Annotated in this window: 8 protein-coding genes; 4 read left to right on the forward strand and 4 right to left on the reverse strand. The window is 60.7% G+C overall.

All coding sequences use genetic code 11. The annotated features are described in order from the left end of the window. Positions 1–28: 28 nt before the first annotated feature. Together QOM10_RS23475 and metR are read left to right on the forward strand one after the other, a co-directional pair. Positions 29–5,587: a dermonecrotic toxin domain-containing protein gene (locus QOM10_RS23475; protein ID WP_316917029.1), complete on the forward strand. Its 5,559-nt coding sequence runs from the start codon at positions 29–31 to the stop codon at positions 5,585–5,587. A gap of 155 nt (positions 5,588–5,742) precedes the next feature. Next, entirely contained in the window at positions 5,743–6,660 is a 918-nt protein-coding gene (gene metR, locus QOM10_RS23480; RefSeq protein WP_127929610.1) for a transcriptional regulator MetR, read from the forward strand. A 110-nt stretch (positions 6,661–6,770) separates the two neighbouring features. Here metR and QOM10_RS23485 read toward each other — a convergent pair whose 3' ends face one another. The 4 genes from QOM10_RS23485 to QOM10_RS23500 all read right to left on the reverse strand — a co-directional run bounded on the left by QOM10_RS23485 (position 6,771) and on the right by QOM10_RS23500 (position 9,796). Then, positions 6,771–7,268: a GNAT family N-acetyltransferase gene (locus QOM10_RS23485; RefSeq protein ID WP_110718881.1), complete on the reverse strand. Its 498-nt coding sequence runs from the start codon at positions 7,266–7,268 to the stop codon at positions 6,771–6,773. A 2-nt stretch (positions 7,269–7,270) separates the two neighbouring features. Next, positions 7,271–7,909 (reverse strand): LysE family translocator, encoded by a 639-nt coding sequence (locus tag QOM10_RS23490; RefSeq protein WP_127929611.1) that lies wholly within the window; start codon positions 7,907–7,909, stop codon positions 7,271–7,273. A gap of 23 nt (positions 7,910–7,932) precedes the next feature. After that, a complete protein-coding gene (locus tag QOM10_RS23495; protein WP_127929612.1) occupies positions 7,933–8,367 on the reverse strand; it encodes an NUDIX hydrolase in 435 nt (144 codons plus the stop codon). A gap of 67 nt (positions 8,368–8,434) precedes the next feature. Then, positions 8,435–9,796 (reverse strand): HD domain-containing phosphohydrolase, encoded by a 1,362-nt coding sequence (locus QOM10_RS23500; RefSeq protein ID WP_150774257.1) that lies wholly within the window; start codon positions 9,794–9,796, stop codon positions 8,435–8,437. Between the two features lie 252 nt (positions 9,797–10,048). On the opposite strand from QOM10_RS23500, the gene QOM10_RS23505 reads away from it, so the two are divergent. Together QOM10_RS23505 and QOM10_RS23510 are read left to right on the forward strand one after the other, a co-directional pair. After that, entirely contained in the window at positions 10,049–12,307 is a 2,259-nt protein-coding gene (locus QOM10_RS23505) for an EAL domain-containing protein (RefSeq protein ID WP_316917030.1), read from the forward strand. Next, complete coding sequence (locus QOM10_RS23510; protein WP_127929615.1) at positions 12,304–14,178, forward strand: putative bifunctional diguanylate cyclase/phosphodiesterase; 1,875 nt, start codon at positions 12,304–12,306, stop codon at positions 14,176–14,178. Before QOM10_RS23505 ends, QOM10_RS23510 begins: the two co-directional genes overlap by 4 nt. Positions 14,179–14,195: the final 17 nt, after the last annotated feature.

Here is a 14,195-nt window from a genome sequence, read left to right on the forward strand (position 1 = left end):
CACCGCTCCCCTTGCGAGTCATGCCACCATGCCTGATCAGACCACCCGCGCTTTACCCTCCGCGCCGTCACCGACGCTGAAAACCTCCACTCGGTTAGCGAAAACCACCGATGACAGCCTGGCGCTGCGAGCATCCAGACGCTGGCAGAACAGCAGCGACGGCTTGCGTGAACTGTATGCAGCCAGTCCGGGGCTGCGCGATAGCCTCAATGTGCTTTTGCAGGAAAAGTTGCAACTCGACGGTGAGAAAACTGCGCTGCGCTTTGCCGCTATCGCCGATCACCCCGAGCGCCGTGTCAGCCTCACCGAGGCCTGTGCGTTTGTCCTGCAACAGCCGACGCTGGACGTCACGCTCGATCAGCGCAGCCAGGTCAGCGGTCTGGCTGCCGGTCACCCACTGTTCGCGTTGAAACCACTGCAAGTGCTCGAAAAGCTCAAAGCACTTGATCCGCAACAGTTCCACGCCACGCGCTGGGCAAATTTCTGGGAGGCGCGAGCACCGCATGCAGCGGTGTCACGGCGAGAACGCTCCCTGCAGTTCTATCGTGAACACCTGGAAGCCACAGCCGACATGGCGCTCGCCCGTCGCACCATCACCGCGCAACAGCTCAAACCCTTGCAGCAAATCCTCGACAGCCCGTGCGGGGCGCTGCTGTTGGACGGTCAACCCATTCATACACAACAGCTGGCGCTGTTGCTGAGCAATGGCAGCAAAGTCAAACTCGCGGGGGCTTGGGTGATCAGCGTGGATGATCCGGCATCTGCCAGCCCTTTGCTCTATTTGCCCAGCCGTTCCGTGCCCGTGCAGTTTTTCAAGACGCGCAACGAGATGGAAAACTGGCTGTCCCGCCAGGGCCTGGTGCCAACGGGACTGCCTGGCGAACATCTGCGCTTTGAATACACCACGCTCTTTGATCCGCTCGTCAGCGGTTCAAGCGATCTGTTCGCGAGTCGACAACAAGCGCAGATCAGCGCGTTGTGCAACACCAACAAAGGCAGGCCCGGGCTGTGGGAGCACGGCGCACAGTCGCTGATGCAGGTCGATCTGCTCGATCGCCAGCGCAGCACCGCGAGCATTGTCGCCTCTGCGCCGTCTGCCAGCCATCAACTGCCCACTTTCGAAACCGGTCAAAAGCCGTTGTTTGGAAGCCTGTCGGCCGGGATTGCGCTGGGTGTACGCCAGGCAGCAATCAAGCGCGAGCGAGAAGCGCTCGACACACTGCTGGAAAACGACCGCAACGGAGCACACAAGAAGGCCTGTCAGGACGCGCTCAACGCCATTGAAGCCGCGGAGCAAGCCTGCGACAAAGCGGTAGACACGTTGCTTTATCAGGCGCAAGTGTCCGAGCTGAGCAACACCCACAAAGACTTCACCGCCCTTCATCAGGCGCACAAAGACGCTTTGTACGCCGAAGCCAGACTGCAGTTGGCGCTGGGCCAGCTCGATACCGATCAGCACGCACTGCTCAAAGCCGTGCTGGACAACACCGGCGCCAACGAAACAAACGCTGACGTCAGCGTGGCCAGTCTGACGCTGTCCATGACCGAAACGGTTGGCGGAACCACTTCCGTGCAAACCGAAAAACTCAAGGGCCCCTTTGTCATCACGCGGTCAGGCGCATTGTCAGACCGCGACTCGCCAGACAGTCTGCTGCTCTACTGGCCAGGCAGCGGTGGCGGTTTGCAGGCGTTTGCCAACCGCCGGCGGCTGGAACGCGAGGCATTGATGATTCAGGACAACACGCCCGAACTGACCTTGCAACTGAACGAAATTGCCACGGCCCCGTTGCATGCCTGTCTGGATGAACTGCTTGACGATTACAAGTCAAAAGCCGCCCCGATCAGCGACAAAGCCGAGCAGGCCGACGCGCTGGAAATCCTGCGCAAAAACAGCCGCGCAGCTTTGCAGGTGCCGGTGCACGCCGCCAGAAGCCTGGCGTTTGCCCATGTGCTGGAACAGGATCGCAGTGCCACACTCGCCGAGCACCTGCCGGACTGGCTGATCAACCTCAACAGTGGCGAACGTAGCGCGCTGAAAAAAAACCTCGAGGCGTACATCGCTGCGATGCGCAAGAGCCACCAGCTCATGACCCTCGCGCTGGAGCCCCGTGACGACTTTACCCGCAAACACCTGCACGCGCGGCTGCGCAAGGATTTTTCCCTGGAAGGCGATTTTTCGGTGCAAGTCGAGCTGCCCGATTCGACCCGCACTGAACCCCATTATGAATCAGGCCCCGGCGGCCATCGAAAAACCACCGTCATCGTGCCCGGCGCGACGCGCAGCAAAATGCCGCTGGAAGATCTCGCCCAGCTCAACATCGACAATGTCCAATCGGTGCTCAATGACTCGCTGTCGCAACGGTTGATTTTCCTGCGGGCGGAGGTCAGCGCAACCCACAAAACCGATCGCATCCGCCTGCTCAACGGCATCAATCTGACCTATTTGCGCAAAGCGCTGCCGGAACTGGACTTGCCCAAAGCCTATGAGCAGAAAATCCGCGACGCCTTCATCGGCACTGCGACCGAGCCAGTGTTCGTCAAGGAGCATCGCCGGGAAAGCCTGATAGAACCCTGGCGTCTGATGCTCACGATCCAGGCTGAAAGCGCACGCCTGCGCAAGCACATCAGCAACGATGAGGCCGCGACGCTGAACACCGCCATCGCGGCCTGCACCCCGCAGGCGTGGCTCGCCGACGGCAAGCGCATCGCGCTGCTGCCGGTGTCCCTGAAAGTGGGCGGCAAGGACACGCCCCGTGAAGGTCCCGTCACGCTGTCGGGAGTGACGTTCATCGAAGAACAGATCAGCGGGGTGACCCTGCTGTATCTGCCCGAAAGCCCCGACGAGCAGTTTTTGCGCCGTTACGACAACCTCGAAGCCGCGCGCAAAGGCCTGTTCAGGTTATGCGCGAGCGACAAATGGGTGACCTGGCTGGCGGGCCGAACCCTGCAAGGTGACGTCAAGGCGCATGTGGGTCGGATCCATCAGGCCGTGGAAAAGAACTTCGATGCGCTCATTGAAGTCGGCGAGCGCTGGCCACAGACCACCTCCCTGGCCGCGCATCTGCTCGACGCGCACATGGGCCGTCTGATTGAGGCCCATCGCGGCAGCTCGCGCTCCAATGACGAGCTGTTCTTCGAGCGTCATGCCTTGAAGGGCCCGCGCGCCTTCAACTACATATTGATGGCGATCGGCATGGTGCCCTTCGTCGGCACTGCGCTGGCCCTTTATCAAGCCTGGACGGCCGCCAATCAGGCGACGGCAGCGTTCTTGCGCGGCGAGGTCGGCGATGGTCTGGCGGAGATCGAATCGATGCTGCTGTCGTTGATCGACGCACTACTCGATGTGCTTCCGGGTGAAGCCATCGCCTCGACGCTATCGCGCACCAGCCGCACGCTGACACGCACTCGCCAGCTTCATCAACTGGTTGGCAATGTGGCCACCCTGCATGGCAAAACCCAGCGTCAGGCCAGGCACGTGTTGGCACGCTTCGCCGATTACGAATATGAAAAGCCACTTTCCCTGTCGAGCGTGCAGCCCGCGACTCATGGTATCTACCGCAATATCTACCGGCATGCCGACGGCGATTTCATCGAACGCCAGGGACGTCTCTACCAGGTGGAACTCAACACGGATTCACGCAGTTGGCGTTTGTCCGGCAACTCGCGAAAAACCTACAAACAACCGATTGCCCTGGATGAAAGTGGACACTGGGACACCTGGTTTGGTGTCTACGGCACCACGCTTGAAGGCGGTGCGCTGGGCGGTGGCAACGTCGCCGGACACCTGGCCGATAGGCTCGACCCTTACTGGCCACCGGTCATTCGGCAACGCTTGCCGCGCTGGTGGGCCGACCGCGCATTTCGCCGCCAACTGCAATTGACCGATGAGGTCGAACACCTTGCCGATCTGTGCGACGCAAGGATCCCGACAAGCAAGAAAGCCATCGACGCCTACGAGGAGGCCAGCCTTGCAGAGCGCCCCGCATTGCGTGCGGCCTCCGAAGCCGCCTGCCTCGAAGATATCCGTCTGGAGAGCCGGCGTTATGCGGTTCTGGAAGAACTGAAACCACTTACGCATGGCAAAAAGCTTAAATCTGTCGGTGACACTCAAAGCGAGGTCGCGATGAAATTGACCGAAAGATACTGGCAGCGCGCCTCACATGTTTCCGACAGCATTATTCCTGTGACCGATGGCATTAACGTGCAGAGCAGGGTGCTGAACGCCTTGCCGAGCCACGCGTTGCCAAAACGCTTGAAGATGCTGGAGGAAGTCCGCTTGCTGCGGGTCGAATACCTGAAAAAACTCGATCAGCAGCAGGAACTCAAAACGCTCGCCAACCAATGGTATGCGCGGGTCAAACTAAAAGCGGACAAGGCCCATCTCGTCGAGTTTGTCGAAGAAATGAACGCCCTGTACAGCGATGCCAACCTGCTCTACGTGCGAGCAACCCAACGATTTGAAATCGTCAAAAACCACGCCCGCCACCGAGAGGTTTCCTGGTTTTATCTGCTGCAACGAGCCGCTGAACTTCGCGCCCATGTGTATCGCGCGCTGGAAACCCAGTATGACCTGCCGAAAATTATCACCACGCCAGCACAACGCAGTCAGATTCTGCAGAACTGCGCCGATCTGTACACCCGCTTTCGTCTGCAAATGAAAATCTGGACAGCCAGCTATCCACAGCACTTCCATATGGATGTGGTTGAACCGTTGCTCAACGATCTGGAGCAAATGACCAGCCGTGCCCTCGCCGAAGTGAAGACACCGAGCAAAGCGAAAAGCCCGGGCGAGGCGGTCCAGCGGGTCTTCACGACCACAGATGACAATCTGATTTACGGCGTTGAGAAATGGGATTCAGTCACTCAGAGACGCCGCTATGAGCGCACACGCCGAGAGGGCAGCGTCGAAATCTGGGAAGAAGGTCCCGACGGCAAAGCCCGACTGATCACCCCGGGCAACGCTGAAACACCGGCAACCACGCCAACGGCGCTTGCCGATCTGGTGACAGACGCACAACAACGTCTGGATGCTCAAGTGACTTACCGCGCAACGGTTGAGAGCAACGCCGACCGGGGCATGCTGCCGGTCGATCTGCAACACATGATGGACAGCCAGGCCGCAGAGCTCAACACCCGGGCCGATCGCATCGCGACTGTATCGGCCGAGCACCCGATCATCGGGCAACTACGCAGCAAGGCCGACGAGCTCATCGTCACCGGTCGGTCCGTGCGCACCCAACGCACGTTTACCAGTGCGAAACCTACCGATGGCATGCTGGATGACCTTATCGCTGAAAATGCCGTGGAGATCCGCAGAACCCGGCCGATCAAACAACTGAGCAAGCGTCGTGGTGAGGAGGACTACATGCAGGAATATGAAGTCTGGAACATAACCGCAGAACCGGCACGTCTGTTGTGGTACGCGCACTTCCATTACCGCAGCGCAGCACCGGCGTTCAGGCCATTCGAGAAAGCGCACTTGAAACTCCCGGCACACCGCTACCTGACCCATGCCGATGACGCCAACCTGCCGTATTCCGATATCGGGCCGAATTCAATTGTTCTGGTGCATTTCGAGGGGATCTGAATCCACGTCGCACAGCGACCCTTCAGGAGAAGCGCTAGAATCGCCGGGCGCGCAACCGAGCTGTCGAATGCCGCGTTATGATCGACAGCCCGGCAAACATGAGACAAACTCAACGTTTATGCGTTGATCACAAGTTTTCCTCATGGAGTCCCTCGGTGCTTGAAATCCGTCACCTGAAAACCCTGCATGCCCTGCGCGAAGCCGACAGTCTGGTGGACGCCGCCGACCGCTTGCACCTGACGCAATCGGCGCTGTCGCACCAGTTCAAGGAGCTTGAGGAACGCTTGGGCATGGCGTTGTTCGTGCGCAAGACCAAACCGGTGCGTTTCACCAGCGCCGGTTTGCGCCTGCTGCAACTGGCTGACGCAACTCTGCCGCTGCTGCGCGCTGCCGAACGCGATATCGCTCGTCTGGCCGGAGGTACCGCCGGGCGTCTGCACATGGCCATCGAATGCCACAGCTGCTTCCAGTGGCTGATGCCGACCATTGACCAGTTCCGCGATGCCTGGCCGGAGGTCGAACTCGACCTCGCCTCGGGTTTCTCGTTTGCGCCGCTGCCGGCGCTGGCCCGTGGCGATCTGGATTTGGTGGTGACGTCCGACCCGCTGGAAATCGCTGGCATCACCTATGTGCCGTTGTTCACCTACGAGGCCATGCTCGCCGTGGCCAACCAGCACGCACTGGCCAGCAAACCGTACATTGTCCCGGAAGACCTGCTGACGGAAACGCTCATCACCTACCCGGTGGAACGCGATCGCCTCGACATCTTCACGCGTTTTCTCGAACCTGCCGACATCGAACCGGCGCAGGTGCGCACCTCGGAACTGACGGTGATGATGATGCAACTGGTCGCCAGTGGCCGCGGCGTCTGCGGCATGCCGCACTGGGCACTGCACGAATACAGCTCGCGCGGTTATGTGAAGGGCAAACGGCTGGGGGAAAAGGGTTTGTTTGCAACGTTGTACGCAGCGATTCGCACCGACATGCTCGATGCACCGTACATGCGCGATTTCCTGCTGACGGCCAAGGACACATCGTTCTCGACGCTGGACGGTGTCAGCGCGGTGCGCTGAGTCACTTGTGGGAGCGAGCCTGCTCGCGAAAGCGATGTATCAGACACACAAATAGTGACTGTCAGATTGCTTTCGCGAGCAGGCTCGCGCCCACAGGGATCAGCGCAATATCATAGTTGACGCCACATGTGGATCTTGTCGAAGTAGTCTTCACCCACCCGCACCGCCAATGGTTCGAGGCCGAACTGGATGAAGCCGCAGCGCTGGTAGAGATTGAACGCGGCGTCATTGCCGGCGGTGACGGTGAGCTGGAGCAGTTTCAGCGCCGGATGGTTTTGCGCTTCGGCGATGGCCGCCTGCACCAGTTCATGGCCCAGGCCATGCTGGCGAAAATCCGCCGACACGTACATGCCGAACAACGTGGCCTTGTGACGAGCCTTTTCGCGCGGTTCAAAGGCCAGGCCGACGATGCCGGCCAGCGTGCCGCCTTCAAATGCGCCAAGCACTACATCGAGTTTGCTGGTCAGACGCCCTTCCCACCAGCTCAAGGGCATCACCGCGCGTTCGCGCACGCTTGAGGTGAAGGCCTGCGGATGACGGTCATAGGCTTCGAGCATCAGTTCGCGGTAAGCCAGGGCATGACTGGCGTCCAGCCGTTCGATCCACATGTTCACGCCGACCTGCGTTGCTCAAACATCAGGCGCACGGCCAGACCTGCCAAAACGAAGCCCATGAAATAACGCTGCAGCGCCAGCCATGTCGGGTTGCGCACAAACCACGAAGCGATGCCCGCCGCGAACAGTGCGATCAGCAAATTGACAGAGAAACTCACGCTGATCTGGGTCAGGCCGAGAATGATGCTTTGGGTGAACACCGAGCCGTGTTCAGGGGTGATGAATTGCGGAAAGACCGAGAGGTAGAACACGGCGATTTTCGGGTTCAGCGCACTGGTGAGAAAGCCCATGGCAATCAGTTTTCGCGACGAATCCGGGGGCAACTGCTGCGCTTCGAACGGCGACCGCGCACCCGGCTTCAGCGCTTGCCAGGCCAGCCACAACAAATACAACGCACCGGCCCACTTCAGCACTTCATAGGCCATCGGCACCGCCAGAAACACCGCCGTCAAACCCGCAGACGCCGCGAACATATGCACAAAGAAGCCACTCACCACACCAAGCAACGACGTGACCCCGGCCTTGCGTCCCTGACAGATCGAACGCGAGATCAGGTAAATCATGTTCGGCCCCGGCGTCAGTACCATCAACAACGCGGCGGCGGCGAAGATCAGCAGGTCTTGAAGCGGGATCATGGCAATGTCCTTTGCGTGAATGATCAGGCGAGCGCCGTCAGTGAGTGGCGATAAAACGGCAGGATCAGGTCGCGTGTCAATGGCGCCAGAACGACAGCAGGATCAGTGGCCGGATCGACCCAGATCACTTCTTCGATTTCCGCCGCCGGAGTGACGTCGGCATTGATGGTCAGTTGAAAGATCTCGGCCTGAACGACACACCCCGGCTCGTTGGCCGCAGGCGCCGAGAACTGGCCGAGAAAAGACGCCTGCGCCGGATCGATCCGAAGGCCCAGCTCTTCTTCCAGCTCCCGGGCCAGCGCGTGCACCGGCAACTCCTGCGCCTCGATCTTGCCACCCGGTTGCATGAACGCGGTGGTCCCGCGCTTGCGCACCAGCAGAGTCTGCCCTTGAGGATTGAGCAACAGCGCGGCGGCGATACGAATGAGGTTTGCAGAGACAACGGATGCAGAGGTCATGGGTCAGCCACCGGCCTGGAAAAACCGCAAGGATCCCATGCCCGGCCCAATGACGTCACCTCGCCGATCATTCGCCCAGCGCCGTGAGCGTGGCTTCAACCTCCTCCGGCACCTTGACGAAAATCGTGTACTTGCCGCCCTCCATGGCTTCGAACGCAATCAGCTTTTCCACCAACAGCGCGCTGAGTACCTTGCCGGCGTTGAGCAGCAGCATGCCGTTATCGGCATTGAGGTTGCGCGCCAGAATCATCCCCGCCGCCAGATCCCGAGTGGAGAGCACCTTGACCGACGGATCGGCCAGCGTCACGTCGCTGAGAAATGCCGCACACACCTGAATGAAATCTTCGACCAGATCAGGATCGTACAAACGCCCGGCGTACTGGCGCAGGTACAGCAGCGCTTCATCGCTGTTCATCTGCCGCTCGAGGATCAGACCGCGCTGCAACTCGACGAAATCCACCGCCAGTTTCAGCAAGCGTGAACCGAACGGAATGCCCTCGCCCTTGAGCCGGTCGGGAAACCCGCTGCCATCCCAGCGCTCCTGATGATGCAGGATCAGACGCGCCGCATCTTTCATCGGGTCGAGCGTCATGAGCAACGATTCGCTCTGCTTCGGGTAACTGCGATACCGCTCGCGTTCGGTATGGCGCAGCAGATCCGAGGGCGTGATCATCATCGCGTCGGTCCAGCTCAGCTTGCCGATGTTGTACAGCGCCGCAGCCATGGTCAGATCACGGCTGGTGGCCTCGTCCAGGCCGTGCTGTCTGCAGTAGCTGCGCACCAGTTCGATGATCTGCCGGTTGGTCTGCTTGGCAGGTGGCAAGCGCAGATTGGCCAGCAGCGAAAACACTTCGGTGCCGGTGACATAGCTGTGCTTGAGCTCTTCGTACGCCAGATCGAGCATGTCGGCGGTCTGCTGCAGTTCGGCGGTGCGCGCCGCGACATGCTTTTCCAGGGTGCTGTTGAGCAGTTTGAGCTGGTCGTTCTGCACCCGGGTCAAGCGCTCCAGACGCTGGCGCTCGTGCTCGGAATGCTGGTGCTCGAGGGACTGGCGCAGAATCAGCAGCAGCTCTTCGTCGTTCCACGGCTTGCTGATGTAACGGTGAATCTGCCCGTCATTGATCGCTTTGATGATCGCCGCCGGGTCGGCATATCCCGTGAGCATGATCCGCGCAGTCGCCGGAAAACGCTCACGGACATGCGCCAACAACGACGCACCGTCCATGCCCGGCATGCGCGCATCACTCACCACCAGGTTCACCGGCTGCTGCGCGAGGATCTCCAGCGCCTGGGCGCCGCTGGTCGCCAACAGAAGATCGTAGGGTTGGCCGCGTAACAGGCGACGCAGGCTGTTGAGGATCGACTCCTCGTCATCGACCAGCAGCACTGTGGGTCGATGCGCCGACATCGGCGCGGATAGCTCTTCCATGGCATGGCCTCAAGCAAACAGGGAAATAACGACGCACCGACCCAACGCTTCGCCGGTCCGCGCCTGAGTCCAAGGCTAGATGATTTTGGCCGGCATTCACGCCGATCTTTGTCCGGGGCCGAAAGCGCAGTACCGGGGAGCCGACTATGCTGAACACAGCGCAAGACTCCATCGGCTGATACAAACAGGCAAATGGCGAGGGAAAAGGATGCCCCGGATCACCACAGCATGCCTCCCCACGGGTGGCGCGGCATGACAACGCCAACCGTGCACATCAATCGCCGCGTGCTGATCGTTGACGACAGCCCGGCGATCCATGGCGATTTCGCCAAGATTCTCAGCCCGGTCATCCCCGGCGACGATGGTTTGGGCGAAACCGAGAATCTGTTATTCGGCACCCCGTCTGCAAAACAATCCCAACATTTCGAGCTGGACTCGGCGTTTCAGGGCCGCGAAGCGCTGGACAAACTCGAAGCCGCGCTGGCGCAAAACCGCCCCTACGCCATGGCTTTCATCGACATGCGCATGCCGCCGGGCTGGGATGGTCTGGAAACCATCGAACGGCTGTGGCAGGTCGACCCCAAGCTGCAAGTTGCGCTGTGCACGGCCTATTCCGATTATTCCTGGGAGGATATCGACCAGCGTCTGGCACTGAACGACCGGTTGCTGATCCTGAAAAAGCCCTTCGACGCCATCGAGATCCGCCAGATGGCCAGCGCCCTCACAGTCAAATGGCAGATGACCGAAGACGCCGAACTGAAGATGAGCCTGCTGGAGCAAGCGGTGCAGGAACGCACCCGTGAGCTGTCGGACGCCAACGTGATCGTGCAGAACAGCCCGACCATTCTTTATCGTCTGCGCGGCGAACCCTCGTTTGCGCTGATGTACATCTCCCACAACATCACCCGTTACGGCCACGTCGCCGCCGACCTGGTGGGTTCGCCCGACTGGGCCCAGGCACTGATTCATCCGGACGATCAGGCGAACGTCGATGCGGCCATGGCCCGGGTGCTGGATCGGCATGCGTCGGGCGCGTCCATCGAATTCCGCATGCGCACCGGCCAGGGCACCTGGCGCTGGGTGGAAAACCGCTACATTCCGGTGCGCGATCAGGACGGCCGACTTCTGGAAGTCGAAGGCATCATCCTCGACATCACCGAACGCCGCCTGGCCGAGGAAAAACTGGCCTTGCTGGCGCGCTCCGACGGCCTGACGGGCCTGGCCAATCGCGCCACACTGATCGAACGCCTGCATCAGGCGTTTGCCGCCGCGCGACGGGGTGCCATGCCGTTTGCGGTGTTCTATCTGGACCTCGACCATTTCAAGCGGATCAATGACACCTTGGGCCACCCGGTGGGCGACCTGCTGCTGCAGGAAGTCGCCCGGCGCATCAAGTCCGGCGTAAGGGAAAGTGACGTGGTGGCGCGCCTGGGCGGCGACGAGTTCGCGATCCTGCAACTGGACGTCAGCGACCCGACCCAATCGGCCGCGATGGCTGCCAACATCCGCGACACGCTGCTGGCGCCCTACCTGCTGGCCGGCAATGCGCTGCATATTTCAGTGAGCATCGGCATCAGCAGTTACAGCGACCTCAGCCTCGATGCCGACACGCTGCTCGGGCAGGCCGACATGGCGCTGTACCGCGCCAAGGAAATGGGCCGCAACCAGTACCACTTCCACTCCGAGGAAATCTCTCGGGAAGTGGCCGAACGCATGACCCTCGTCAGCGAACTGATGACGGCCCTCGAGGGCAATGAACTGATGCTGCAGTATGCGCCGGAGGTCGATCTGCACAGCGGCAGGATTCTCGGCATGGAGGCACAGGTCCTCTGGCAGCATCCTCGTCACGGCCTGCTGCCGGCTGCCGACTTCGTGCCGATCGCGGAGAAAACCGGCGCGATCATTCCGCTCGGGCGCTGGGTGCTGGATCACGCTTGCCACCAGATGCACCTGTGGCGTAACGAAGGGGTCGCACCGCCAGTGATGGCGATCAAACTTTCGCTGGCCCAACTCAAGAGTGGCCCCGAGCTGATCTACAACGTGCTGCGCACCACCGCCCGCTGGGAACTGGCGCCCTGGGATCTGCGCTTCGATGTCACCGAGGCCACGCTGGCCCAGACCAAGTGGACGCACAACGATGCGCTGCCGCGCCTGCGTGAACTGGGTGTGAGCATCGCCATCGATGATTTCGGCACTGAATATTCCTCGTTCGACTACCTGAAAACCTACCGGGTCAATCACCTCAAACTGGCGCAGAGTTTCGTCGACAGTGCCGCCCACGATGTCGCCGGCGCCAATGCCCTGCGCGCGATTGTCAACTTCGCCCGCGACCTGGGCATCGGCATCATCGCTGAAGGCCAGCCGTCTTCGGATCAGCCGTGCACACCACCCGCCGCGCCCCCGCTGCCGAGCGCCCGGGGCATGTATTTCAGTGCAGCGGTCAGCGCCGAACAGGCCGGGCATTTGCTCAAGGACAGTTGCCGTCTGACGCCAAAGGAGGACGAGGCATGAAAACGCCTTTTCCCCAGACCAACCGCCGCATCCTGATCATTGACGACACGCCGGCAATCCATGAGGACTTTCGCAAGATCCTCGCCCCGCAGGTGGCGGACGCCGTCGATTTGCAGCAACTGGAACAGACACTGTTCGGCAGCCAGCAGACGCCGCACCTGAGCTTCCAGCTCGACTCCGCCTATCAGGGCCAGGAAGCCTTGGCACTGGTCAACCGCGCACTGGCCAGTGGCAATCCCTACGCCCTCGCCTTTATCGACATGCGCATGCCGCCCGGCTGGGATGGCCTGGAAACCATCGAGCAACTGTGGCGGGTCGACCCGAACCTGCAAATCGCCTTGTGCACGGCGTACAGCGACTACAGCTGGGAAGCGATGGCCGAACGGCTGGAATTCGGCGACCAACTGCTGATCCTGAAAAAGCCGTTCGACAGTCTGGAAATCCGTCAGATGGCCAACGCCCTGACGTGGAAATGGCAACTGGCACAGGACGCGGCGCTGAAGATGCTCAGCCTTGAGCGAACCATCGAAGCGCGGGTGCACGAACTGCTCAAGGTCTCGCACCTGCTGCAATACGACAGCCTCACGGAACTGCCCAACAGCACCCTGCTCGGTGATCGCCTGAGTCAGGCCATGGCGGTGTGCCGCCGGCATGACAAACAACTGGTGGTGATGTTTCTCGGCCTCGATCGCTTCAAGCGCATCAACAATGCGCTGGGCCATCCGGCGGGTGACGAGATGCTCAAACGGGTCGCCCGGCAACTGTTGTCCTGCGTACGCGATTCGGACTCGGTGTTTCGCTACGGCTCCGATGAGTTCGTGGTGATCCTCGGCGACATCAACCACCCTCAGCAAACCCACGGCATCGCGGAAAAACTCCTCGCCGCCATTCGCCTGCCGCAGACGATTGTCGGCCACGATGTCAGCGTCACCGCCAGCGTCGGCATCAGCGTCTACCCCGATGACGGCCTCGAAGCCACCGAGCTGATCAAGAAGGCCGAGACCGCGATGCGCAACGTCAAGGAACAGGGCCCCGATAACATCGGCTTCTTCATCGAAGCCATGAACCAGCACGCCCGCGAACAGCACAGCATCGAGTCGGGCATTCGCCGCGCCCTGCAAGAGCATGAATTCGTCCTGCACTATCAGCCGAAAATCGACCTGCGCAGTACCAAAGTGGTGGGTGCCGAAGCACTGGTGCGCTGGCAAAAACCGGGGCATGGCTGGGTCTATCCGGCAGATTTCATCCCGGTGGCCGAGGACAGCGGTCTGATCGTGCCGCTGAGCAAATGGGTGCTGGCTGAGGCCTGTCGGCAGACCCGCGCTTGGCAACTGGCCGGACTGCCGCCGATCCGTATGTCGGTCAACACTTCACCCATCGATTTTCGCCAGCGTGACTTCGTCGCCGGCATCGAGCGCGTACTGCAACAGACAGGTCTGGCGCCCGAGTGGCTGGAACTGGAAATCACCGAAGGCGTGCTGATGCAAAACGTCGAGGCGACGATGACTGCGCTCAATCGCCTGAAGACGCTGGGCACGCGTCTGGCCATCGATGACTTTGGCACCGGCTATTCCAGCCTGAGCTACCTGCGGCGGTTTCCCATCGATGTGCTGAAGATCGATCAATCGTTCATTCGCAACCTGTGCAACGACCGCAGCGATGCGGCGCTGGTGAGCGCGATCATCAACCTGGGCAAGAGCCTGGGCCTGAACGTCATCGCCGAGGGCATCGAAACCGCCGAACAACTGGCGTTTCTCAAGGCCCATCACTGCGAAGAAGGTCAGGGTTACTTTTTCAGCAAAGCCCTGCCGGCAGATACGTTTGCGCGTTTGCTCGCCGGCACGCAACCCGCGCCATGGACGATAGGATGATCACTGTGAAACAGGCC

Source organism: Pseudomonas sp. P108 (assembly GCF_032613195.1).
Taxonomy (GTDB): Bacteria; Pseudomonadota; Gammaproteobacteria; order Pseudomonadales; family Pseudomonadaceae; genus Aquipseudomonas.